The sequence below is a fragment of the uncultured Draconibacterium sp. genome, assembly GCF_913060805.1.
Classification (GTDB): domain Bacteria; phylum Bacteroidota; class Bacteroidia; order Bacteroidales; family Prolixibacteraceae; genus Draconibacterium.
This window is the reverse complement of record NZ_CAJXTC010000003.1, coordinates 48,721-72,476: the sequence shown is the minus strand read 5'-3', so window position 1 is coordinate 72,476 and position 23,756 is coordinate 48,721. Positions and strand designations below refer to the sequence as shown.

17 protein-coding genes and 1 tRNA gene are annotated in these 23,756 nt (G+C 41.8%); 5 read left to right on the top strand and 13 right to left on the bottom strand.

Features of this window, described 5'->3' with window-relative positions; genetic code table 11:
* Window positions 1-135: 135 nt before the first annotated feature.
* Window positions 136-675, top strand: coding sequence for a PolC-type DNA polymerase III (locus QZ576_RS02625; RefSeq protein ID WP_297093841.1), 540 nt, complete (start codon window positions 136-138; stop codon window positions 673-675).
* On the opposite strand, the gene QZ576_RS02620 is transcribed toward QZ576_RS02625, so the two are convergent.
* Both QZ576_RS02620 and QZ576_RS02615 read right to left on the bottom strand, forming a co-directional pair.
* The gene (locus QZ576_RS02620; protein WP_297093840.1) at window positions 672-1,094 is read right to left on the bottom strand and encodes a DUF5606 domain-containing protein; all 423 of its coding nucleotides are present in this window, start codon (window positions 1,092-1,094) and stop codon (window positions 672-674) included. The genes QZ576_RS02625 and QZ576_RS02620 overlap by 4 nt on opposite strands.
* A gap of 147 nt (window positions 1,095-1,241) precedes the next feature.
* Window positions 1,242-3,338, bottom strand: coding sequence for a TonB-dependent siderophore receptor (locus QZ576_RS02615; RefSeq protein WP_297093839.1), 2,097 nt, complete (start codon window positions 3,336-3,338; stop codon window positions 1,242-1,244).
* A 316-nt stretch (window positions 3,339-3,654) separates the two neighbouring features.
* Between QZ576_RS02615 and QZ576_RS02610 the strand changes: the two genes are divergently transcribed.
* Both QZ576_RS02610 and QZ576_RS02605 read left to right on the top strand, forming a co-directional pair.
* Complete coding sequence (locus QZ576_RS02610; protein ID WP_297093838.1) at window positions 3,655-4,164, top strand: RNA polymerase sigma factor; 510 nt, start codon at window positions 3,655-3,657, stop codon at window positions 4,162-4,164.
* A 242-nt stretch (window positions 4,165-4,406) separates the two neighbouring features.
* On the top strand, window positions 4,407-4,955 hold the full coding sequence (locus tag QZ576_RS02605) for a DJ-1 family glyoxalase III (RefSeq protein WP_297093837.1): 549 nt from the start codon (window positions 4,407-4,409) through the stop codon (window positions 4,953-4,955).
* A gap of 69 nt (window positions 4,956-5,024) precedes the next feature.
* On the opposite strand, the gene purL is transcribed toward QZ576_RS02605, so the two are convergent.
* Window positions 5,025-8,714 (bottom strand): phosphoribosylformylglycinamidine synthase, encoded by a 3,690-nt coding sequence (gene purL, locus QZ576_RS02600; protein WP_297093836.1) that lies wholly within the window; start codon window positions 8,712-8,714, stop codon window positions 5,025-5,027.
* Window positions 8,715-8,898: 184 nt separating this feature from the next.
* Here purL and QZ576_RS02595 point away from each other — a divergent pair, with 184 nt between their 5' ends.
* Both QZ576_RS02595 and QZ576_RS02590 read left to right on the top strand, forming a co-directional pair.
* Window positions 8,899-9,228: a hypothetical protein gene (locus tag QZ576_RS02595; RefSeq protein ID WP_297093835.1), complete on the top strand. Its 330-nt coding sequence runs from the start codon at window positions 8,899-8,901 to the stop codon at window positions 9,226-9,228.
* A gap of 98 nt (window positions 9,229-9,326) precedes the next feature.
* Window positions 9,327-9,412 (top strand) — tRNA-Leu (locus QZ576_RS02590).
* 77 nt (window positions 9,413-9,489) lie between these two features.
* On the opposite strand, the gene QZ576_RS02585 is transcribed toward QZ576_RS02590, so the two are convergent.
* From QZ576_RS02585 to QZ576_RS02540, 10 genes are all read right to left on the bottom strand, one after another.
* The gene (locus QZ576_RS02585; protein WP_297093834.1) at window positions 9,490-11,040 is read right to left on the bottom strand and encodes an arylsulfatase; all 1,551 of its coding nucleotides are present in this window, start codon (window positions 11,038-11,040) and stop codon (window positions 9,490-9,492) included.
* A gap of 88 nt (window positions 11,041-11,128) precedes the next feature.
* Window positions 11,129-12,745, bottom strand: coding sequence for an arylsulfatase (locus QZ576_RS02580; RefSeq protein ID WP_297093833.1), 1,617 nt, complete (start codon window positions 12,743-12,745; stop codon window positions 11,129-11,131).
* Window positions 12,746-12,804: 59 nt separating this feature from the next.
* Entirely contained in the window at window positions 12,805-14,238 is a 1,434-nt protein-coding gene (locus QZ576_RS02575; protein ID WP_297093832.1) for a glycoside hydrolase family 125 protein, read from the bottom strand.
* Between the two features lie 11 nt (window positions 14,239-14,249).
* Window positions 14,250-15,422: a glycoside hydrolase family 76 protein gene (locus tag QZ576_RS02570; RefSeq protein ID WP_297093831.1), complete on the bottom strand. Its 1,173-nt coding sequence runs from the start codon at window positions 15,420-15,422 to the stop codon at window positions 14,250-14,252.
* Between the two features lie 128 nt (window positions 15,423-15,550).
* Window positions 15,551-17,362 carry a glycoside hydrolase family 2 protein gene (locus QZ576_RS02565; protein WP_297093830.1) on the bottom strand — a complete coding sequence of 604 codons (1,812 nt, stop codon included), beginning with the start codon at window positions 17,360-17,362 and terminating at the stop codon, window positions 15,551-15,553.
* Window positions 17,363-17,389: 27 nt separating this feature from the next.
* A complete protein-coding gene (locus QZ576_RS02560) occupies window positions 17,390-18,364 on the bottom strand; it encodes a family 43 glycosylhydrolase (protein WP_297093829.1) in 975 nt (324 codons plus the stop codon).
* Window positions 18,365-18,463: 99 nt separating this feature from the next.
* The gene (locus QZ576_RS02555; RefSeq protein ID WP_297093828.1) at window positions 18,464-20,467 is read right to left on the bottom strand and encodes a beta-L-arabinofuranosidase domain-containing protein; all 2,004 of its coding nucleotides are present in this window, start codon (window positions 20,465-20,467) and stop codon (window positions 18,464-18,466) included.
* Between the two features lie 26 nt (window positions 20,468-20,493).
* Window positions 20,494-21,483, bottom strand: coding sequence for a glycoside hydrolase family 43 protein (locus tag QZ576_RS02550; RefSeq protein WP_297093827.1), 990 nt, complete (start codon window positions 21,481-21,483; stop codon window positions 20,494-20,496).
* 35 nt (window positions 21,484-21,518) lie between these two features.
* Entirely contained in the window at window positions 21,519-22,184 is a 666-nt protein-coding gene (locus QZ576_RS02545) for a hypothetical protein (RefSeq protein WP_297093826.1), read from the bottom strand.
* 11 nt (window positions 22,185-22,195) lie between these two features.
* A complete protein-coding gene (locus QZ576_RS02540) occupies window positions 22,196-23,749 on the bottom strand; it encodes a family 43 glycosylhydrolase (RefSeq protein ID WP_297093825.1) in 1,554 nt (517 codons plus the stop codon).
* Between the last annotated feature and the right edge of the window lie 7 nt (window positions 23,750-23,756).

Here is a 23,756-nt window from a genome sequence, read left to right as displayed (position 1 = left end):
TTGTTGAATTCTTAGGGCAATTTAGAAATTAATTTCCACGAATCAAAAAAAGTTCTATGCCTTAATTTCATGCTTAATAATATTTTTTAACAAATTTAAAGATTTCAATTCAATTAATTCAAAATATTAAACATTTTGTTTTCAATAATCGATATAGAAACAACCGGGCAGAGTTATAAAAACGGTAAAATTACCGAAATTGCCATCTACCAACATAATGGACAAGAGGTTACTGACTCCTTTTCCACGCTGATAAATCCAGAAATGGATATTCCTTTTTTTATTACAGAACTTACAGGAATAGATAATGAGATGGTGAGAACGGCACCAAAATTTTACCAGGTAGCAAAAAAGATTATCGAGATGACAATGGGCCGGACTTTTGTTGCACACAATGCAAGTTTCGACTATAAGTTCATTAAAGAAGAATATGCGCGTTTAGGTTACGACTATCATCGAAAAACGATGTGTACGGTAAAATTGTCGCGAAAATTACTTCCCGGACACCCATCTTATTCGTTAGGAAAACTATGTACCGATTTGGGAATTGAGATCAATGGCAGGCACCGCGCTGCCGGCGATGCGCTTGCCACTGCAAAACTTTTTAATATTCTTGTTGATCGAAACGACTCGCTGGGAAATCCCAAAGCCGTTAACAATTATAAACTGTTTTAATCTTCTTTTTCGTCAGTTGTTTCTTCCTCTTCAGGTTCTGAGAAATCAAGCATTTCCTTTTCCTGCAGAGCATTGTACCACTGTAACACCTTCTTTATATCAGAAACATATACACGATCCTGATCATATTCTGGCAGTACTTTTTCGAAATAAGTTTTTAACTCATTTCCCGATGATTTGTGAGAGAGAGCAGCTCCGCCATCCTCTGCATCAGAAATGGCTTTAAAAACGTCTTTTAACGGCACATCACTTTCGTAAGTGTAAATGGCTATATCTTCCAAAGCCGATACCTTTGCGGTTGAATAAACCGGCATACGTTTGTTTGTGTCTAACGATTCAACAATAATGCTGTTTTTACTTTCGGCAAGCATTTTGAACAGCCCCGAATGTCCTGAAATTGCTAATATACCTTTTAACATGACTATCTAATTTTCGGCGAAGATACAATTTTTGTAGATTTCAAAAAGTGAGTGCCGTCAAGTAAAGAGCCGGAAGCCCGCTTCCTTAAGCAAACTCCCGGCTCAAAATATTAATAATTAAGAATTTAAACCAAACATAAAAACAACTTAATTAAAGCCAATTTTATACGCTATTCCGGTTTTAAACCATCGGCCCGGTTGTATAACATTGCCAATATCGTTGTATTTTTTGTTGAAAATATTGTTTACTGAAGCGAATATTCTAAACTTATTTCTCGTATAATTCAGCTTACCATCGAAAATCCAAAACGGATCGTAAGCCACTTCGCCAACAGGCATTTTATTCTCAAATTGGGTGTAGCTTCCTTCCCTGTCCTGGAAAACAAAATGCAGATCGAGTGTTAAACCTTTTGCCAGCTGCTCGCTAAGCGATCCAACCAGTTTATGTTTAAGGTTATCCAATGCATAGTTCGACACAAAATCGGCATTGCCTTTTTCTACATTATTATATAGGTAACTGATTTGCAAATTCGGATACCGATTTCCAAACTCATTTCGGAACAGCCTCTGTGCCTGAATTTCAGTTCCCAGGTTATTTATTTCGGTTAAGTTTTGGGGTTGCCATATTTCTGATGTTGGGTCTTCTTTCACCCAATCGATAATATCTTTTCCGTGGCGGTAAAACAGTACTGCATGTCCGCGCACCAGTTTCGACCGTAGTTTTAAACCACCTTCTAAAGTGGCTGATTTTTCAGGTTTCAAATCGGGGTTACCAATGTTCGACGGACCATCGTAATAAAGGTCGGTAAAAGTTGGCATGCGTAATGAAGTGTTGTAACTTGAATAGATTTTCACAGCTTCCGATACATTATAACTCACATCAATTCCCGGAAAGACATTTAATCCCAGGTCACTTCCCGAAATGTAATTCGCCATCAATCCAGCAGTGAACGTCCAGTTATTAATGTAATAGGCATGTTCCAAAAATCCGGAAACCGTATTCCGGTCATCCGATTTGGTAAATTGTGCATCTTCTCCCGGGACATCTTTTGGCTCGTCCATATCGATACCCAGCGTGTTACTGTAAATTTGTTCGCGGCGGAATTCAACACCAAATGCAGTTTTTCCGGCCGCCCATTTTACCCACGAGTTCAGGTTCGCGCCATAAACATTCGTTAGGTGATAATTGTGCCCCGAATACCAGCCCGGCAGTGTGTCGTTTTGCCAAACGTTGTAACCGTCGTTCGTTGGTTGATACTTGTCGGTTCGGTACAGTTCAAACCGATCGTGATGCCGCCTGTAATAAACCACCGGAGTGAGGTGCAATGGTCCGTTTCCTTCCCATTTCAGCGAGGTGAACAATGTTTTTGTGGCTTCGTACTGATTGGGGTACTTTGGCGTGTAAAAGCTGTTCGCACCAAATCCTTTTTCCGAAAGGCCCAACTGAAACTTCAACACACCTTTTTCGGTATTCAACTGGTTGGAATAAAAACCATTCAGCTCATCAAAATCAGTGTTGTTGGTGTAACCGTCCGATCGTTTTCCGTTAAAGGCAAGCATGTGCTGCATTTTTCCGGTTGAAAACGAGCCAGCTAAATTTCCATCGAAATAACCAAAACTACCACCCGAAACAGCAGCAGAAATTTCAGAATCTGCAGACTGACGCGTTACAATATTAATAGCCCCCGAAAAAGCATTGGGTCCGTAAACACGTGCAGCCGGTCCTTCGAGAATTTCGATTCGTTCGATTTGGGCTAAACTAACTGGAAGATTTAAATTGTGATGGCCGGTTTGCGGGTCGGTGATGTTGATGCCGTTAAGCAGGATTAACGTTTGGTCAAAAGTACCACCGCGAACACTAACGTCCGCCTGTACTCCTTCAGTTCCCCGTTGCCGTACGTCGATAGCTGCAACATACTCTAACAGGTCCTGAACACTCTGAGCAGGCGCCGCCTCAATTTCTTTACTCTCAATCACGGAAATTATCCGTGCAACCTGCGAATACAATGCAGGTGTTCGTTGCGCACTAACCTCGATCTCATCAAGGTCGTACTCCATTTTAACTTCAGAAGTGTCTTGAACAGTAGCCATTGTAATTACCGGTGCTGATAGCAAATAAACTACCGATAATACTGAAATGACAACTTGTTTCCTGACAGTTAGAAAAGAAGAATAATTCTTCCTTCCCCACTTTCTGAAAGTTAAAACAGATGGCGCATCATGATTAAAATTTGAATTTTTCATAATGTCTCTGTTTGAATTTTAAACGACAGCATGCACTCAATTTTGTAAGTTTTTTAGATTATCGACTCATCCTGCCGCAAATTCGAATGACAAATATAAGCTTTACAACCAGATATCGACAACCTCTATAACAGCTATTCCCTATGGAAACACAGACTTAACAATGGTTTCCGTAACCTTTGACCAATCAACACGTTACCGCAATAGAGAATCTTTATCCAGCATAGATAGAATCAACTGATTTATGTCAGCTTTTATTTGCAAAAAGGGACCCGATTGACTTAAATTTGTTTAGACAAATTAAAAATAAGACGCCATGACTCAGATTCAATTTAATAACGCTTTACTCGGCTTGAGTGACAAATTGCATTACTATGCATTAAGTTTAACTGCTGACTCGGAAAGAGCTGACGATCTGTTGCAAGAGACTTTCCTTAAGGCATTAACTTATCGTGACAAGTTTACACAGAACACGAATTTCAAGGCATGGATTTACACCATTATGAAGAACACCTTCATTAATGACTACCGTAGAAACGTAAAAACAAAGAACACCTTTGATGGTACAAACAACGATTTCCATCTGATGTTCTCGAAAGACAAAGTTTATCCTGCGCCTGATTCGTTCTACAGTTCAAAAGAAATTAACAAAAGCATTAACGCTTTAGAAGATGAATATCGCGTTCCTTTCCGCATGTTTTTAGAAGGATACAAATACAAAGAAATTGCTGAAAAACTTGATTTACCTTTAGGTACAGTTAAAAGCCGCATTTTCTTTACCCGTAAAAAACTTGAGAAAGCATTAAACGAATATTCAGAAAATTAATAATAGAGATAACGTGTATTGGTTTTTAAAAGGTCTTCAATTTTGAAGGCCTTTTTTTATGGAATAAAAGGATGTCATCTTTTAAAAAGAAGACATCCTTATTCCTGCGCGAACCCTAAATCTTTTTTATTTTTATAAAATAATTTATACCTTATTTTTTCCCTAATTTTAGTGGAGACGTCAGCGTAAGGCTTAAGCGCGGATTGACAGAGGGGTATTATTTCAAATTATAAATTAAGAGTATGAAGAAAATTGCAGTTCATTTAGCCGAAGGATTTGAAGAAATTGAAGCCATAAGTATTATTGATGTACTTCGCCGTGCCGGTTTTGAGGTTACCGTTGTTTCCATGAATAATTCTATGGAAGTTGGCGGAGCACACGAAATTACCGTTAAAGCCGATACTTTATTTGAAGATCTGGATTACGATAACATCGATATGATTGTGCTTCCGGGAGGAATGCCGGGCTCAGCAAATTTAAAAGCACACAGTGGCCTGCGAGAACAAATCTTGAATTTTGAAGATATGAAAAAACCACTGGCCGCTATTTGTGCTGCTCCAATGGTTTTTGGTAACCTGGGTTTGCTTAAAGAAAAACAAGCAACTTGTTACCCGGGATTTGAAGATGAATTACATGGAGCAATTATTACCGGAGAAGCGGTGGAAGAAGCCGAAAACATAATCACAGGAAAAGGTGCCGGCGTAGCCATCAAATTTGCGTTAAAGATTGTTGAGAAGTTTAAAGGTAAAGAATTTGCCGATGAACTGGGGGCCAAAATGATCGTACAATAAAAATTATTGAACCATAAAAAAGCCGCTTCAAAAATAATTGAAGCGGCTTTTTTGTATCTCAAAACTTTCCTATTTCGTTCTCTCTTCAATCCAGTTTTTGGCATTTACAAAAGCCTGAATCCATGGTGCAACCTCATCGGCTTTTCTGTCGGCAGGGTAATTGGCCCAAAGGTGCGGTTTGAAAGCACGCTCAAGGTGAGGCATCATTACCAAATGACGACCATTATCCGAACACAACGACGCAGCGTTAAAGTGCGATCCATTTGGATTACCCGGATAACCTTCGTTGCTGTATTTCATCGGAATATTGTACTGGTCTTCGTTAAACGGCAGGTAGAATTTACCTTCGCCGTGTGCCACCCAGATTCCCAGTTTCATTCCGGCCATATTTTCCAACATCACCGATTTATTGTCCTGGATATCAACATTCAGGAACGATGATTCGAATTTGCCCGATTCGTTGTGCAACATTTTTGGCTGAATGCTGTGCTCCGGATAAACAACGCCGAGCTCCACCATTACCTGGCAACCGTTACAAACACCTAAACTCAGCGTATCTTCACGTTGGTAGAATTTCTCCAATGCAACTCTTGCTTTCTCGTTGAATTTAAATGCTCCGGCCCAACCTTTTGCCGAACCAAGAACATCGGAATTAGAGAAACCACCAACGAAAACGATCATGTTTACGTCTTCCAGTGTTTCGCGTCCTGCAATCAGGTCGGTCATGTGAACGTCTTTCACATCCATTCCGGCAAGGTACATCGCATATGCCATTTCGCGATCGCCGTTAACACCTTTCTCACGGATAATTGCAGCTTTTACACCCGAAGCAGTGCGACGTTTCAGATCGATGCCCAAGTCGGCAGCTTTTCCTGTAAAATCTTTAAAATCGAATTTTAAAGCCTGATTTTTATAATTCTGGTAACGCTCTAGCGCTTTTTCTTCTCCACTTTGTTTACGGTCTAACAAATACGACGTTTTAAACCACAAATCGCGCAGTGTATTGATATCGAAATCGGCTTCAACCGTACGGTTCACGACTCTTACTTTGCGGTAAGGAACCGGGAAACCTAACGACAGGAAGTCAACACCGGCCTCAGTCAGTTGCTTTTTCACCTCGTCGTTATCAGCACACTGAATAACAATTCCGGGGTTCTCGGCCAATAATATTTTCGCCAGATCTTCTTCCTCGAAAGCAGTAACATCTATTTTCATTCCGCCTTTTACATTGGCGAAACACATTTCCAACAATGCAGTGATCAAACCTCCCGAAGCCACATCGTGTCCGGCAAGAATAAGTTCTTGTTCGATAAGATCCTGAACTTTATTAAATGCAGTTACAAATTTTGCAGGGTCGACAACCGTTGGAGCAACTTTACCCAGTTTATTGATCGACTGTGCAAAAGCACTTCCACCCAATGCGCGTTCCATAAACGACAGGTCGATGTAAAGAATCTCTTTACTTTCGTCGTTCACCAATACAGGCTCAACAACTTTTTTCACATCGGTAACTTCGCCCGACGATGAAATGATTACCGTTCCCGGAGCCAATACCACATCGTCTTTGTATTTCTGTGTCATCGACATCGAGTCTTTACCGGTCGGGATATTGATTCCCAAGGCACAGGCAAAATCGCTGGCAGCTTTTACGGCATTGTAAATTCGGGCATTTTCTCCCGGATTTTTAGCCGGCCACATCCAGTTGGCACTCAACGATACACTTTTGATTTTATCAGGCATTGGCGCCCAAATAATATTTGTCAGCGATTCGGCAATTGATAGCACCGAACCTCTTTCAGCATCTACAAGAGCAGCCACCGGCGCATTACCGATTGCAGTTGCAAAACCGGCTTTCCCCTGGTAGTCGAGTGTAATAACACCACAGTTATTTAATGGCAATTGTAATTCGCCGGCACATTGCTGTTTGGCAATTCGTCCAGTTACCGAACGGTCAACCTTGTTGGTCAACCAGTCTTTGCTTGCTACCGACTCCAACTGAATAGTTTGTTCTACCAGGTCATATATTTCTTCCCAGTTGTATTCTAATTCGTCAAACTCAGGAACGATGGTTTCATCTTCCATTATTGTTTTCGGAGGATTTCCGAACATGTAACCCAACTGCCAGTCGATCGATTTTTCGCCGGTTGTTGAGTTCTCGAAAGTAAACTGCATGTCGCCGGTTGTTTCACCAATTTCGTAAATCGGTGCACGTTCGCGATCAGCAATTTTACGAAGCAATTCAACATGTTCCGGTTTCATAACCAGTCCCATTCTCTCCTGCGACTCGTTACCAATAATTTCTTTCTGCGAAAGCGTTGGATCGCCAACAGGCAATTTCGATGTATCGATTTTTCCACCGGTAGTTTCAACCAGTTCCGACAGACAGTTCAGGTGACCGCCTGCACCGTGGTCGTGAATGGAAACGATTGGATTATCATCAGCTTCACTCAATGCACGGATGGCATTGTAAGCTCTTTTTTGCATCTCAGGGTTGGCACGTTGCACAGCATTCAACTCAATGGCGTTTTCAAATTCACCGGTTGCAACCGACGAAACAGCTCCACCGCCCATTCCAATGCGGTAGTTATCGCCACCAAGCAAAACTACTTTATCGCCTTTTTCAGGGTCGTCCTTCAGACTGTCTTTTTTATTTCCGAAACCGATACCTCCTGCAAGCATAATTACTTTATCGTAACCGTATTTCACGAAGTTTTCGAAATGCTCGAAAGTAAGTAACGAACCGGTAATTAGCGGCTGACCGAATTTGTTACCAAAATCGCTCGCACCGTTTGATGCTTTTATCAGAATTTCTTCCGGAGTTTGATACAACCATTCGCGTTCTTCGGTTGCCTGCTCCCACGAACGCATCGATTCTGTGCGTGGGTAAGAAGTCATATAAACTGCTGTTCCTGCAATTGGCAAAGCTCCTTTTCCACCGGCAATACGGTCGCGAATTTCACCACCCGTACCGGTTGCTGCACCGTTAAATGGCTCAACCGTGGTTGGGAAGTTATGTGTTTCGGCCTTTAAAGAAAGAACCGTTTCAATATCTTTTACTTCAAAAAAGTCGGGTTTGTCTTGTGTTTTTGGAGCAAACTGCTCAACAACCGGACCTTGTACAAATGAACAATTGTCTTTGTATGCTGAAACAATTTTATTCGGATGCTCTTTCGATGTTTTTTTAATCATTTGGAATAACGACGATTCCATCTCTTTTCCATCGATAATGAAGGTTCCGTTAAATATTTTGTGGCGGCAATGTTCCGAGTTTACCTGGGCAAAACCATAAACCTCACCATCGGTAAGCGGGCGTCCCATTTCTTTCGACACCGAATTCAGGTATTGAATCTCGTCGTCGCTTAAAGCCAACCCTTCCTGTTCGTTGTACGCTGCAATATCTTCAATATTTAAAATCGGGTCGGGTTCTTTGTCGATCGCAAAAATCTGCTGATCAAGCCCTTTATAGATTGCCTGAAGCATTGGATCGAACTTTGCTTTTTCGTTTTCTACCTCGAAAAATTCCTCCATGCGGCGGATGCCTTCAATACCCATATTCTGGGTAATTTCAACGGCGTTGGTACTCCACGGCGTAAGCATTTCCTTACGCGGGCCAACAAACCAGCCATCCATTTGCTGAGGTTTTAAACTTTCGGCTCCTGAAAATAGCCATACCAATTTTTCGGTATTTTCGTCGCCCAAGGGCTGTGCAGAATAAACTGCGATAATACTGTTACTTTGAGTTTTAAAGAATTGGATCATTTTGCAGCGAAATATTAATTTAAGAACATGTTGTAAAACACGCTGCAAAGATAAAAAATATTAATTGGCAAGTCGGTTAAGTTTCAACAATAAGACAACAGTTTTTTAACACCAAAAACGTTAAATAGGATTAAAAGCCGGCGGATTTCATTTTTTCTGGTTTTCTTTGGGCAAAATTAAGTACATGAGAGCTTTATTATTTATTGTTGCTTTGGTCATTTTGGTGTCGTGCAGCTCGCAACGAAATCTGCAAAAAACATATGTTGGCAAACCGTTGTCGTCGTTAGAATCGGAATTGGGAAAACCTCAAACCGTTTTTAACAAGGAAAGTGGTGACATTTATATTTTCCAAAAAATAGAAATGCTGGAAAGCACTGAAATCAGCCAGCATAAACTTGCTCTCGATCCGATGGTTACGCCTAAGGTCAAAAAAACATCGCGCTACACTGTGACCGTTGTTGATGGCACAATTAAAAATGTTGAACTGGAAGAACAATACGAACGCAATAATTAATATTGGCTGGAAAGTGCGAGGAACTGCAAAAAAACAAATTGAAGTAATAAGGTTTAAAGAAATTTTATAGTTTTGCAGGCACGTTCAAAAAAATTAATGCCCAGGTGGTGGAATTGGTAGACACGCAAGGTTGAGGGCCTTGTGGGAGGATTTTCCCGTGCAAGTTCGAGTCTTGTTCTGGGCACCCAGCAAAAAAGCAACAATCTAATTTAGTTTGTTGCTTTTTTTATTTTGATCAAAGATGTAGAAATTATAGACCTCCTATTTCAATTCCAACTCCTCCACCTCCAAATTCTGAGCTCCTACAATCTCCTTATAATCCCTGATCATTTCATTTAGTTTTTCCGGATTATCCTTCGCAAGATTCTTTTGTTGTCCCAGATCGCTGCTCAAATCGTAAAGCTGAAGTTCTGGTGAATTCCCCAATTCAATATTTACATGCGCTGCCACTGCAGGCCCGTTGTATGGCGGAATCATTAACCAGTTTTCTTTGCGAAATGCAGTTCTCGTTGAGGCTTCCAAAACCAACTCTTCCCGTCCTTTTGTCGATGTTCCCGTTAACACATCCAATAAATCCTGACTGTCGGTTGAACTTACTTCAACACCTGTTAGCTTTGCCAATGATGCCAGAATATCGAGTTGACAAACCAAAGCATCTGATTTTATAGGTTCGATCTTTCCTTTCCAATACGTGATGAACGGAACACGCGTACCGGCTTCAAACAAACTGTATTTGCCACCTCGTAATCCTCCATTTTGATCATGATCGCCAATTCGTTCAACAGCATCATCATAATAGCCGTCATTCAAAACGGGGCCGTTGTCGCTTGAGAATATAATCAATGTATTTTCCAGAATTCCTTCTTCTTCCAGGGTTTTCATAAATTCTCCGATACACCAGTCGGCCTCTACAATCACATCGCCACGCGGCCCCAAATCAGTTTTTCCAACAAACCGCGGATTTGGAGTACGCGGAACATGTGGCTGTTGCAGTGCGTAGTACAAAAAGAAAGGCTCGTTTTTGTGTTGCTTCACATAGTTTTGTGCCTTTTCCAGAAAATGATCTGCCATATTTATGTCGCTCCATTTTGCCTTTTCGGCACCTTTCATAAAACCAATGCGTGGAATTCCATTCACAATTGAATTATTGTGCCCGTGGTGCCATTCCATGGTCGTCAACTCCGGATTATCAAGACCTGTTGGTTCCCCTTCAAAGTTTTTCTGATAATCAATCTCGATAGGGTCATTGGGGTCGAGTCCGTCAACCAAACCATTTTCAAGATAAACAGTTGGTACGCGGTCTTGCGTAGCTGCCATAATGTAAGAATAGTCGAAACCAATTTCGTTTGGTCCGGGCGAAACGTGCTCATTCCAGTTTACATGACCGGTTCCCAAACCCAAGTGCCATTTACCAACAACACCGGTGTAATAACCTTGTTCTTTTAACATTTTGGGAATGGTTATCTGAGCAGTATCAATGATCAGCGGCGCAGTGCCTGGCAGAATCTTTGCATCCTTGTTGCGCCATGGATAAACGCCGGTTAACAGTGCATAACGACTTGGAGTACAAGTTGCCGACGATGCATGCCCATCGGTAAACATTACGCCTTCGCTTGCCAAACGATCGATATTAGGCGTTTGAATTTCGGTAGCACCATAAGCACTTACATCGCCATAGCCCAAATCATCGAGATAGATGATAACAATATTTGGTTGTGTAGAATAGGTAGATGTTTGTTCTTCTTTTGAATTACACGAAATTAATAGTACTGAAAGAATCAGAAATGACAGAATTGTTTGATACGATATCATAATGGAATAGTTAGTTTTAGTTGATCACAAACTTAAGAACAATTTCTTAAGACCTTTAACTATTCGGGTACAAAAAGTATCGCGAGAATTATTCTTTCGACGGAAATATTCGTTTATATTCCTGTTTCCAAACAGCTACCATTTCTTCCACCTTTTCGGGCATTTCTTCGGCAAGATTATTGGTTTCGGTGCGATCGCTTGCCATATTAAATAATTCCCAATCTCCATTGCTCAGTGCCGATATTTTCCAATCGCCAATGCGTAAAGCTTTGCCACCTTCGTGTTCCCAGAAAAGCGTATCGTGGGTTGTTGTTATTTCCTCGTTTAAAAGCGGGATGATGGAATTTCCCTCAACCGGCGTTGTTTCCAAACCGTTCACAACTAAGGGGTAATCGGCTTCTGCCAACTCAAGACAGGTGGGTAAAATATCAATTACGTGCCCTACTCCCTGATTAATGGTATTCTCTTTTCCTTTTAAACCGGCCGGCCAATGAACAATGAATGGCGTACAGTTTCCGCCCTCGTACGATTCCTTTTTCCAGTAACGAAAAGGTGCGTTAATAGCGCCTGCCCATGCATCTCCCAAATATCCCCAGGTTAGCTCATCTCCGGGACGATCAAAATCTCCATAGACAATTTCTTCACCTTCCCGATTATGTCCGGGACGATCGAAACCCGGTGGGTAACCACGTTCGGGCGATGCTCCGTTATCGGCAAGAAAAAGAATAACAGTATTGTCGTACTCACCTGTTTCCTTAAGTTTCTGAATTAAGCGGCCAACTCCCTGATCCAGACGATCGACCATAGCTGCATGCGCTTCCATGTGTTTTGCTTCCCACTCTTTTCGCTCGCAATCGGCCCACAATTTGCCGGATTCGTTTTTTGCCAACGGAGCATTTTCCGGATCTACAATGCCCTGTTCGATCAATCCCTGATAACGTTTTTGACGCAAAACATCCCAGCCTTCATCGTAAACTCCTTTGTATTTGGCAATGTCTTCGGGCAACGCATGCAACGGCCAGTGTGGCGCTGTGTGGGCGACATATAAAAAGAAAGGTTTATTGTCGTTACTGAATTCATCAACCATGTCGATCGACTTGTCGGTAACAAAATCTGTCATATAAAAATCATCCGGAACTTCTTCAATGGCTTCTTCGTTGTGCACCAAACTAAACGGATCGAAATAATCAACCACTCCCCAAATTACACCCCAATGTTCCTCAAAACCACGGTTGCTCGGATACGATTCAAGTGGGGCAAAAATACTGCTGTCTAAGCGGTGAGAAAGCCACAACAGTTGCTCTTCATGACTGGGTAATCCTTTGGTTTCAGAAAGATGCCACTTCCCGGCCATTCCTGTATGGTAGCCATTTTCTTTTAGCACCTCGGCAATGGTTGCAGCATTTCTTGAAAGGGTTTGCCCATTAAGATTAAGTCCCACCTGATGTGGATATTTTCCGGTTAGCAACGACGCACGTGTTGGACAACAACGTGCCGCATTATGAAACTGCGTAAATCGCACACCGTTTGCGGCCAAACCATCCAAATTGGGTGTTTGTATTTCGCCACCGTAACAACCAATATCCGAATAGCCCAGGTCGTCGGCCATGATGATTACGATATTAGGTTTTTTCGGCTTCTCATCAGATTTACATCCGGAGAATAGTGCCAAGGCCAGCAAGAAAAGACAGATAATTTTATTCATAGTTTTATTTCAGCAGTTAGAGATCAGAGAATCTCTAACTGCTGTTTTTGTATGGAAAATTAAACTTCTAACAGGTTCTCTTTCCCTTCGTTAATCAATTTTAAAACCAACTCGCCAAACAAAGTATTTGCCCAGGCAAACCACGATCGGGTGAAGTTCGCAGGATCATCTTTATGGAAAGTTTCGTGCATAAAACCGGTATCGGCATCCGTATCGCGTAATGTTTTAATACACCAGCTAATCTCTTTGTCATCCGAACTCGTCATCGCACGCATAATAATACTCATTGGCCAAACCATATCGTATCCCACGTGCGGACCGCCAATTCCTTCGGCAGCTTTTCCTTTAAAGAAATATGGATTGTCTTCGCTCCAAACCAGCTTGCGTGTATTTTGGTAAATTTTGTCTTCCTTGTCAACCAAGCCGAGATAGGGCAAAGCCAGTAAACTTGGCACATTGGCATCGTCCATAAAAGTATGGTTGCCAAAACCATCAGCCTCAAATGCATAAACTTTACCGTATTTTTTATGGTCAACAATGGCATATTCCTTAATTGCCGCATCCACTTCTTTTGACAACGCCAAACATTCTTTTGCAAACGCCTTATCACCTGTTACTTCATTGCTGATTTCAGCCATCTGTCTCAAGGATACAACTGCAAAAATATTTGAAGGAATTAAAAAGCCGTAGGTTGTAGCATCATCCGATGGACGGAAGGTGGAGTTGATCAGCCCAACTGGTTTAAGTGGGCGACCATAACCATGATTGGCAACCGTATCTAATTGCTGAGGTGTTTCGCGCTGAAATTTATAAGGTCCCAGGCCATCTTTGCGCTGTTGTTCTTTAAATGTCTTTACAATTAAAGCTGCTGCATTCTGCCAGTCGGCATCAAATACACTTTTATCGCCGGTAGTTTTCCAATAATTATAGGCCAAACGAACGGTATAACACAAGGAGTCAATTTCCCATTTGCGCTCGTGCAAACCGGGTTTCATATCCGTCATATCGCTCATCCAGTGTACTTCTTCTTCCTTTGTTTTGTTGAAAGCGTTGGCATAACTATCGAGTAAAACACATTGCGTTTGACGATGAACAACTCCGGCAAGCAAAGTTTTTAATTTCTCATCCTCATTGGCTAACGGCATGTAAGGCCAAACTTGTGCGGTAGAATCGCGCAACCACATGGCATGAATATCACCGGTAATTACAAAAGTATCTGGTTTGCCGTTCAATGTTCCGTGCTCAACTGTCGTATCCAAAGTGTTCGGGAAACAGTTTTCGAACATCCAGGCCAGTTTCGGATCTTTGATTTTTGCTTTTGCTGCTGCGATTGTTTCTTCCACAGCTTTCGACACAAAATTACGTTCGCCTGCTGCCGGGCGATTAGTCACGTATGTCGATCCTGACATCGCCCAGGCAGTTTTTCCTCCAACCAATGCCAAACCTCCGGTTGCAAGAACTCCTGTTTTAATAAATTCTCTTCTATTGTTCATGTTGATTTAAATTATAATGTAGCCGCTAAATTAGCCCAAATTTCCACCAAGCTGGCCTGATCAAGCAACCATTTGTATTCATCTTCATTTTTACCACTCCAGTCTTTACTGAATAATCCGTTCTCATCTCTTGCCGCAGTCCAGATCTGATTCATATTTTGTTGAAAAATGTTAAGATATTCCGGATTTTTATCCAGTAAATAAAGTTCGATGTAACCACGAAAAAGTACCGCATTAAACCAGTTATCGGTGTTCTTGAACAATCGAATTATTTGGCCACTTTCTGTGGTAAAATCCTTTGTAAAATAACTGATTGCCGAAGCTGCAATATTTTGGGCTTCAATTAAATATTTTTTGTCATTTGTGTGCTTATAAAGCAAAGCCGAGGCCTGCAACATCTGACCACTATTATAGGTGAATTTCCTACGGTCTACCTTTCCGTTGAGACCAATATTATCGAAATACAGAAAATCACTTTTGTCCTGCAAATTACCTTGCGTCCATTCGTATATTTCAACTCCCTGCTTTAAATAGCTGCTATCATTTGTTGCCTCGAAAAGTTTTAATGCCAGAACCGAAGCCGGAGCATTTGAACAGGTATTTTTTGATCGCTTTTTTTGTTCGCACCAATAAATGCCACCTCCCAATTTTTCGTCCCAACCGCTCATTACAAAATCCCAGAGTTGCTCAGAACTTTTCAAATAATCTTCATCACCAGTCATTCGATACAAATCGCAAAAATCAATTGCCAGCCAGATGTTATCATCGTAAAACCGATCGCTGTGACCATCGTTACTGACATATGATTGATAGCAAGCCGGGGAACGGGTAGCATCAAAATAATTTTCAAGACCGGGAAGAATTTTTTGTTGCAACAAACTAAGATAATCCTCATTTTCTGTTGCATGCAACAAAGCGCTTACTGCAGAAAACATACCTGATGTTGGCCATAAATACGCAACACGGTTCTCTTTTACACTATCGGTTTCAGCCAGATAAGTGGCCTGATCTTCGTGTTTGTATGGATAATACTCGTTGAAAAGATTATTCCGTCCTGCCGGGTAGCGGTCAAGAATTTGAGTCAGACTTTTTTCTGCACGTGCTAAATTATCCGAACTATTATCTTGTTGACATCCCAGCAATAAAATCGGCGCGAGCACATAAATCCATTTTATATATCTCATTTTATGAATTTAAAGTATACCAAAAGAATCTTCGGAAATAAATCCCGAAGATTCCAACCAAATCAAATTGATTTCTAACTAAAACGAATCGACTATTCCATTCTATTCGAAATCTGAACCTATAAAAACTATTCATTTAAAACCTTGCAAACCTTCTGGTTGATCTCACGAACACGATTTTCATCCAGTTTAATCACCTTTCTGTCGTAGGTCATTAATCCGTTTACTTCGCCCTCCACATCGGTGGTTTGTGTGTAAACTGCAGCAGAAAAACCAGTCTTTGCCATTTTGTAGAGTTCCTCGGCATATTCAATGTATTTGTCTGTCGTTTCTTTTGAATTTTTGAACTGAACGTAACCCCAGTTTCTGTCGGTCATCCATAAGTGATCTTCAAGTGCCAAACCGATTCCACCATATTCGCCTAATACAGTCGCCCGGCTTCCGTCGTACAGGTACATTTCCGGACCGGGATAATTGTGCAGGTCTAACATATCGCCAACACGGTAATGATTTCCGCCACTTGCCGGATTTACCAAACGACTTGGATCATGCGCTTTTGTCCACTCCACAATCTCTTCGGTTTTAAACTGTCCCCAGGCTTCGTTAAACGGTACCCAGCAAACTACCGACGGGTACGACATGTGTTCATTCATAATCTCTTGCCACTCAGTACGATAATTAGCTTCCGATTCGGGAGATCGTTTGTTCTCTGTTCCATCGAAATACTGGTGGTTTTGCCAGCGTGGCGAACGGTCACCATTTGGCATATCCTGCCACACTAAAATCCCCAACTCATCGCAATGAGTATACCAACGGGCAGGTTCTACTTTTACGTGTTTACGAATCATGTTAAATCCAAAATCCTTGGTTTTTTGAATATCATATTTCAAAGCCTCATCCGTTGGAGCAGTGTATAATCCATCAGGCCACCAGCCTTGATCGAGCGGGCCAAACTGGAAATAATCTTCGTTATTCAATTGCAGGCGTACAATTCCGTTTTCATCGCGTTTGCTTGAAACTTTACGCATTGCAGTGTAACTTTCAACGGCGTCAACAGTTTTTCCGTCGCTGATAAGTTTTACTTCCAAGTCGTATAAAAATGGCGATTCGGGACTCCATAATTTGGCATTTGGAACCGCCAGCTCTACAGACTGTCCGGCAACAGCTTTTCCACTTGAAACGACATTATTTCCATCTTTCAGAACTGCTTCGTAAACATCGCCAAAAGTTGCACCACAAACTGAAGCATCAACTTTTAAACTTGCGTTGTCGATATTTGGAATAGCAACAACATCGGTAATATGTTTTTCGTTTACTGGCTCGAGCCAAACGGTTTGCCAGATTCCGGTAACCGGAGTGTACCAAATTCCCTCAGGACGACTCACCTGTTTTCCGCGAGGCTGGTAACCTCTGTCCGATGGATCCCAAACTTTTACCACCAGGTTTTGCTCGCCCGACTTGGTTATAAATGGTGTTACATCAAACAAAAAGGCATCGTAGCCACCTTTGTGTGATCCTATTTTTATGTCGTTAATCCAAACCTCAGCTTTCCAATCAACGGCACCAAAATGCAGCAATACTTTTTTACCCTTCCACGACGAAGGCACAGTAAAAGTGCGTTGGTACCACAATTCTTTTGTTTCGCCAACTGTTTTCTGAACACCCGACAAACTTGACTCAACTGCAAAAGGTACCAGAATTTCTCCGTCAAATTCTGCAGGCTGCGATTGTCCGGCATCGGTTATGGCGTAATTCCACAAACCATTCAAATTTTGCCAGTCGGCACGCTCCATAATTGGCCGCGGATATTCCGGCAACACATTATTTACATCAATTTTTTCAGCCCATTGGGTTTTAATTTTGTCGCCCGCCGGCTTCCACTGGGCGACACTCGTTAATGCGCTCAACGCAAAAATCAGAACAATAAAACTTTGTTTCATTTCAAAAATATTAGTTGGTTTAAAAATTCATTTAAGATAAGGTCCGCTATCATTCCAGCCTATTTCTACTTTTGAGATAAACCAGGTATTTCCGTTATCATTATTTCCCTGAAAAAACAAATAAGTCTTTCCATCCTGGTCTTCAAAAATATGCGGATGCCCCGACTCGCTTGAATTCCACGTTCCGGGATCGCCATTAGTAAGAAAAGGTTTATTTGATAATTTTTCCCACGTCAGTCCGTCACGGCTCCTTGCAACTCCAACCTGCTGAGGTTTGTTGTTGTAAGCTCCGGCATAAAACATATACAGCCAGTCATCTTTTTTGATAATTGAAGCTCCTTCAGTACACAATCCTTCCCACGGAAATTCCGGGGCCAGTATTGGTTTATCACACTTCTGCATCCAACTTTCACGTTTAAAATCCCCATCAAGCGGAGAAACTGCTACGCCCATCATCTGTGTTCGCATGTCGGGATCGCGCGTAGCGAAATACAGATAATATTGATTATTAAGTAAATAGACTTCCGCATCAATAGCACGGCCACTGGTCCATTCTCCCGTTGGATGAAAAATTGGATTTGTTGTATTGCGAGTAAAATGAATTCCGTCAGTAGACCAGGCATGGCAAATGGCATCGTTTCTCCAATTGCCATAGGTTTGGTAGAAAAGATGAACAGTATCGCTAACTACCAGAGCACATGGAGCACATATTCCTTTTGCTTCCAGTTCTCCCGAAGGAGGTACATCGGCAATTTTTTGCCAGTTGATAAGATCGGTGCTTTCGGCTACTCCTATTCCCCACCCTTGCATATCATTCTCTTCGGTTTCTGAAGGTGGAGCACTTGTATACATTAAATATCTTCCATCAAAGCGAATAACATGGGGATCCTTCGAAAAAGGTCTTCCCAAACGCGAAGTATCTCCGTAATACATTTCAGGCTGGGCTGCAACGACGAACGTCGTCATCAGAAAAATTACTGAAAACACAATTTGAGGTATCATTCTTGATTTATCTATTGTCATAACTACTTCTTAGCGAGATTACACCTGTTTAAATTCATTTCAAAATGCCTCACTCCAAGTGATTGGGAAATTTTCGCTTTACTCACTCACAGGGAATTCCGAAATTCTCAATGTTGTGCAGCCATAAGGAATTAAAGTAATTTCTTCTTCATTTTCCTCAACAATCCTGTATGGCCACGATGGCGAAGGTGTTTTTCCGGCCATATTACGATCCTCTGTCCAGATCGGCAGACGCTTGCCTTTTGTTTTCACAATGATTGGTGCATTTTCTAGATTCCACGGATTTTTAGCTATTTCGTCACTCACTTCAACATTGAACTTATTTGCATCGATCTCACTTTTAAGCAACGCATAATTCCACGGCGATTTTGGCAACACTTCCCAAAAAGTATCATCGTATTTATCGTTTGTTACTTCGCGCCACTCTTCATCAATTTTCAACGCATAAACCAGTGGGCCGCGCTCAACTCCCATAGACATTTCGTGCCAGTAACTGTACCTGAAATCCATCCCTAGATTCAACTCAACTTTGTCGCCCGAATTCCACTCACGATCAAGAATTACGATTCCATTTTGTGCTTCAACCTGCTGAGTCGTGTTGTTTACTTTTAATGTGAATGATTTGCACCACTCCGGAATTCGCAGATGAAATGGAAATTTTACTGCATTATCGCATTCAACAGTAAACTGAATTTGCTCTTTAAACGGGTAACCGGTTTCTTCTGTAATGGTCACTTCTTCGCCATTACCAACCATTGCAGTAACCGAAGTTGGCCCATAAACCAATGCTGCCAAACCATTATCTGCAGTTGCAAACCACGTGCTTTGCACAAATTTTGGCCATCCCTGATGCATGTTTGTCAAACAACATGGGTAACCGGTTGTGGTTCCAAATACATTTCGTCCTTCGCGGTCGTTAAAAAAGTTTCGTTCATCATCAGAAACCTTAATTTGGTTCGCCTGCTGAAAGTATTGTTTGCGCATGTAATCATCGGTACTTTGGGTTGGCAGCACGTTGTAGGCAATTTTCTCCAGGTAATCGGCATAATAAACATCACCAGTAATTGGAATAATATTTTCGAAACAAAACATCATTTCAACTGCCGAACAGAGCTCCGAACCTTGTGTAGGATCATTACCGTGCAGACGCTCATCGCCACCATACATGCCATTTACAAAACCATGCACATCTTTTAACGACTCCAATCCCTTTTTAACAGACTCAAGATATTTCTCTTCAGGATGTTGCTGATAATAAATGATAGGTTCCTTTAATCCCTGTGCCACATTTACACAATGTAAATCGGGCAACGGATTCAATTTTCTAATCATGTCTCCGGCAAACACATTTGTCCAGTCAAAAGTTTGTTCGTGAATGACTTCCGCAAGTTCAAGCAAAAATTTATCGCCGGTAATATTGTAAAGCCAGTAAACCACTGCAAGGTTGTCGCCTCCCCTGCGATTGGCCCAATAAGTTACATAGCCCAACTCGTTTTCAGGAAGCATTTTTAACTGGTACTTAAAATAGTTGGTCATTAAAGTGATCACGCGCTCGTCACCCGTCGCCATATAATATTGCTGCAATACTTTCAGCATCACCATCTTTGGCCACCAGTCGTTACGCATATCTTGCTGCGTGCCGGGAATATGCTCATATCCTTCGGCTAATGGTCGCGGCCCGAAATAACCATCTTCCTGCTGATTATCGATACTCCAATCAATCCATTTCTGGGCTTTTGCTTTTAGTTCTTCGTCGTCCAGCAGGTAAGCGAGTGGCACAAGTCCATCAATCCAGTATGGCCCGCGCTCCCAACCATCGCCGGTTCCACCAAGCCAACCATTGTTATCGCCGCAAACAACTTCATAAATGCTATCGAGGTGACCGGTTAATCCATCACGCTGAAGTTTTAACATTTCGTGTAAAAAACCTTCTGCTTTTACAGCTCCCAATGGCAATGCGGTATAAGGCTGATTCACCAGAGGTGCCTGATTGCTAATATAATGGCTGTTTCTTTTATCTTTTCCAACAGTTGAAAAAGAAATTAAAATGATGCCAAGGCAAAGTACTACAATTTGTCTCATTGGTTTAAGTTCTGATTATTTTAGGTTTAATTTAAAGGCCGGGCCTGCACACCTTCGAAAGTAATTTTCACCGGTTTTATCAGACCATTTTCATCAAAATACATTCGGTCGATACAGGTTTCGCGGTGGTTTCCATCGGTTTCGCTTAATGGCCGGCGATGATAAACAATGTAATATTCGTCGGTTCCGGGAACGTGAATTACCGAGTGGTGTCCGGCACCGGTAGCCACATTTGGATCTTGCTTCAGAATCTTTCCAATACGTTTAAATGGTCCGAAAGGCGAGTCGGCAATGGCATATGCCACACTGTAATCGGGGCCGGTCCAGCCCCCTTCGCTCCACATAAAATAATACTTGCCGTTGCGGATAAACATAAACGGACCTTCTACATAACCTTCGGGCGTAACTTCTTTGAAAGTTTCACCATCTTCAAAAGGAACAAATCCCGTAAAATCATCTTTCATTTTTGCGATGTTGCAATGACGCCATCCACCATAAAACATATAATACTGACCATCTTTATCGTGAAATACAAACTGGTCGATGGGCTGCGCTCCGTTGTAAAATTTGTCGATTAGCGGTTTTCCGAGGTAGTCTTTGTACGGACCTCCCGGAGTATCTGCAATTCCCACTCCGATTCCGCCAACTTCCTCATCACTTTGAATATCGTTGGCAGCAAAAAACAGGAAGTACTTTCCGTCTTTTTCTATGATTGCCGGTGCCCACATGGCTCTTTTTGCCCACTTTACCTCATCGGTATCAATGATGCGTTCGTGCTTTTCCCAGGTCACCAAATCCTTCGATGAGAATGCATCTAAAAATACCTGCTCATCATAAGGCGCTGAATACGTTGGAAAAATCCAATATTCATCACCAAAAACGATTCCTTCCGGATCGGCGTACCATCCTTCAAAAACCGGGTTGTGATTGTTGCCGGTTCTTTTCTGGGCAAATGTTGACAGGCTTAAAAGTATGAGCCCCAAAAACACGATTGAAAATCTTAATCTTGTATTCATGCTATTTCGTTTTCTTTAATTTATTCCTATTTCAATTACTGATTATTCTTACAATACTCAATAACTTTTATAACGTCGTTCACGTTCTGCAAATTCAATTTTTCGGTCTGGATATATTTTGTCACTTCCTTTTTGTCGCCACCAAAAGTTTTACAGAATTGTTTTGGAGAAGCTAAACTTCTGAAGCCTGTCTTTTCTTTGGTGTAAAACAGATTATCCGACATCAGATCGAAATCTTCATTTACACTCAATTCTGTTCCCTGCTTGTCGTACCCGCGTGGCAAATTATTAACCGGCTGTACCGACGAAGTGTTTGAAACTCCGCCAAAGGCAGTGCCTTTGCCTTTCGACATTAGCTGATTGCGGTTTCTTTTATAGATAATTACTGTTGCAGTATCTATTTTTTCAAGAAAAACATCGCCTTCAAGCCACTCGAAAGTGTGATCATTTATTTCAATGGAAGAAATTAATTCGGGAGATGCGAGTGCCATAATTTCATTGCCATTTTTAAAGATCATTTGCTCCTCGAACGTATCGTAATTGAGTAATGCAGCTGTTTTTGTGCCACCTTTAAAGATGACTGTTCCATTGGTGAAGTCGGAGAAAAACATTCGCCTCCCGGCTGTTTGGGCAAACGCATCCACCGAAAAAATGCTTAGGCCGATAAGCAATATGAAAAATGAAAAACCTCTTAACTTCATTTTATATCAGATTAGTTGTATTTCACCCTTATTTCGTTGTAAGCAAAAGAACTTCCGGAATCCTCTCCAAATATAAAACCGACGCGCGGAGCATAACCCCACTGGGCAATAAACGATCCATCAACCTGAAGACCCGAGGCTGTTTCAACCGGTATCCATTCTTTTCCATCGAGCGACCAAAAAAACTGAAAATGCCTTGCATTTGTAGCTTCATATTTTAGGTATACCGACCCCGCATTTTCAAGCTCTGTTGTTGCCAGGACTTCTTTCTCTCCATTGTTTACCTGAAATAATTCCAGCTGATGACGGTTTACAACCAGCGCAATCATATTCTGGCGATTACTGTATATCCCAATACCACTTTTCTCTTCGTTTTGAATAATTTCTGAGCTCAGTTGATAGTTACCAGATTTTGGACGTAATCCTACAAAACCAACACCTGCTTCGGTGGCCGTCAGTACTAACTGCCCATTTTCAACTTCTATTCCGGGCTTTGTATGATTAACTTCCCACGACCAAAATTCGAGATTCTTGTCGTCGGAAAAATCATCAATAAAAACACTATCGATTACCTGGTGGGTATTTTCAAAAGGCACTTCAGCTTTCAGTGCCGGGGTGCTGTTTTTGAAATAAGGCCATCCGGTTTCATCGTTCCAAAGCACTTCGCCCAACATACCTTGCCTACCAATGTATTCAAAATCGGTAGCATTGTACGAATGGTACATGTAAAAATACCGGTTATCGGGAGCGGTTACCAAGGTTCCGTGGCCGGTGCAGCGCCACTCATCGCCACCCTGCAAAATGGGTTCAGGAAATTGTTCCCATCCATCCCTAAGATTTTTCGAGCGAGCCACCCGTACCCGGTAATCGCAGCGGTTATCACAACAGCCTCCTACCGAATAAAACATGTAGTACCAACCGTTACGTTTTACAATACATTGGCCTTCATCGCCGGCTCCCTGCCAGCCTTTCGAGAAATCGGTGAGCGTGAAGTGATCGCCCACAAGCTGCATCCCGTCATCGCTTAACTCCGAACACAGTATTTCAATATCGCGCCCCGGAGTTAGCCCGTAAGCTTTCCAGGTAATGTAAAGCTTTTCATCATCATCCTGAAAAACAAATGCATCAATGGCTTCTTCACCCCATTCAATAAGAATTCCATGATCGGTAAATCCTTTGCTGATATCTTTTGTGGTAGCTACTCCAATACAGGCGATCCGGTTGTCTTTTCGTTTTGTGGTGTAATAAACAAAGAAGGTTCCGTTGTGATAAAACAACTCCGGTGCCCAAAAATCGTCGGCAGTCCAGGCTGGCGGCTCATTAAAAACCGATCCAATACGTTTCCAGTTTATCAGGTCTTTTGACTCGAAAAGAGGGTAGTTTGGCGCAAAATCGCAACTGGTACCTGCGGCATAATACGTGTCTCCTACCCGAATAATGGATGGATCGGGAAAATCGCCGCCGATAACGGGATTTTGATAGTAAGCTGTTTCCTTTTTCTTTTCAGGCTGAGCGCAAAAAGTAAAAAGGAACATTACTGCTATTATGAGTATCGTGTTCTTCATCGGCTTA

Excerpts from the sequence above, each read along its gene's own strand:
- QZ576_RS02570 (WP_297093831.1), bottom strand. The coding sequence starts at position 15,422 with ATGAGATATATAAAATGGATTTATGTGCTCGCGCCGATTTTATTGCTG.
- QZ576_RS02540 (WP_297093825.1), bottom strand. The coding sequence starts at position 23,749 with ATGAAGAACACGATACTCATAATAGCAGTAATGTTCCTTTTTACTTTT.
- QZ576_RS02595 (WP_297093835.1), top strand. The coding sequence starts at position 8,899 with ATGAGAGCTTTATTATTTATTGTTGCTTTGGTCATTTTGGTGTCGTGC.
- QZ576_RS02580 (WP_297093833.1), bottom strand. The coding sequence starts at position 12,745 with ATGAATAAAATTATCTGTCTTTTCTTGCTGGCCTTGGCACTATTCTCC.
- QZ576_RS02620 (WP_297093840.1), bottom strand. The coding sequence starts at position 1,094 with ATGTTAAAAGGTATATTAGCAATTTCAGGACATTCGGGGCTGTTCAAA.
- QZ576_RS02605 (WP_297093837.1), top strand. The coding sequence starts at position 4,407 with ATGAAGAAAATTGCAGTTCATTTAGCCGAAGGATTTGAAGAAATTGAA.
- QZ576_RS02585 (WP_297093834.1), bottom strand. The coding sequence starts at position 11,040 with ATGATATCGTATCAAACAATTCTGTCATTTCTGATTCTTTCAGTACTA.
- QZ576_RS02545 (WP_297093826.1), bottom strand. The coding sequence starts at position 22,184 with ATGAAGTTAAGAGGTTTTTCATTTTTCATATTGCTTATCGGCCTAAGC.
- QZ576_RS02550 (WP_297093827.1), bottom strand. The coding sequence starts at position 21,483 with ATGAATACAAGATTAAGATTTTCAATCGTGTTTTTGGGGCTCATACTT.
- QZ576_RS02555 (WP_297093828.1), bottom strand. The coding sequence starts at position 20,467 with ATGAGACAAATTGTAGTACTTTGCCTTGGCATCATTTTAATTTCTTTT.
- QZ576_RS02575 (WP_297093832.1), bottom strand. The coding sequence starts at position 14,238 with ATGAACAATAGAAGAGAATTTATTAAAACAGGAGTTCTTGCAACCGGA.
- QZ576_RS02610 (WP_297093838.1), top strand. The coding sequence starts at position 3,655 with ATGACTCAGATTCAATTTAATAACGCTTTACTCGGCTTGAGTGACAAA.
- QZ576_RS02565 (WP_297093830.1), bottom strand. The coding sequence starts at position 17,362 with ATGAAACAAAGTTTTATTGTTCTGATTTTTGCGTTGAGCGCATTAACG.
- QZ576_RS02560 (WP_297093829.1), bottom strand. The coding sequence starts at position 18,364 with ATGATACCTCAAATTGTGTTTTCAGTAATTTTTCTGATGACGACGTTC.
- purL (WP_297093836.1), bottom strand. The coding sequence starts at position 8,714 with ATGATCCAATTCTTTAAAACTCAAAGTAACAGTATTATCGCAGTTTAT.
- QZ576_RS02615 (WP_297093839.1), bottom strand. The coding sequence starts at position 3,338 with ATGAAAAATTCAAATTTTAATCATGATGCGCCATCTGTTTTAACTTTC.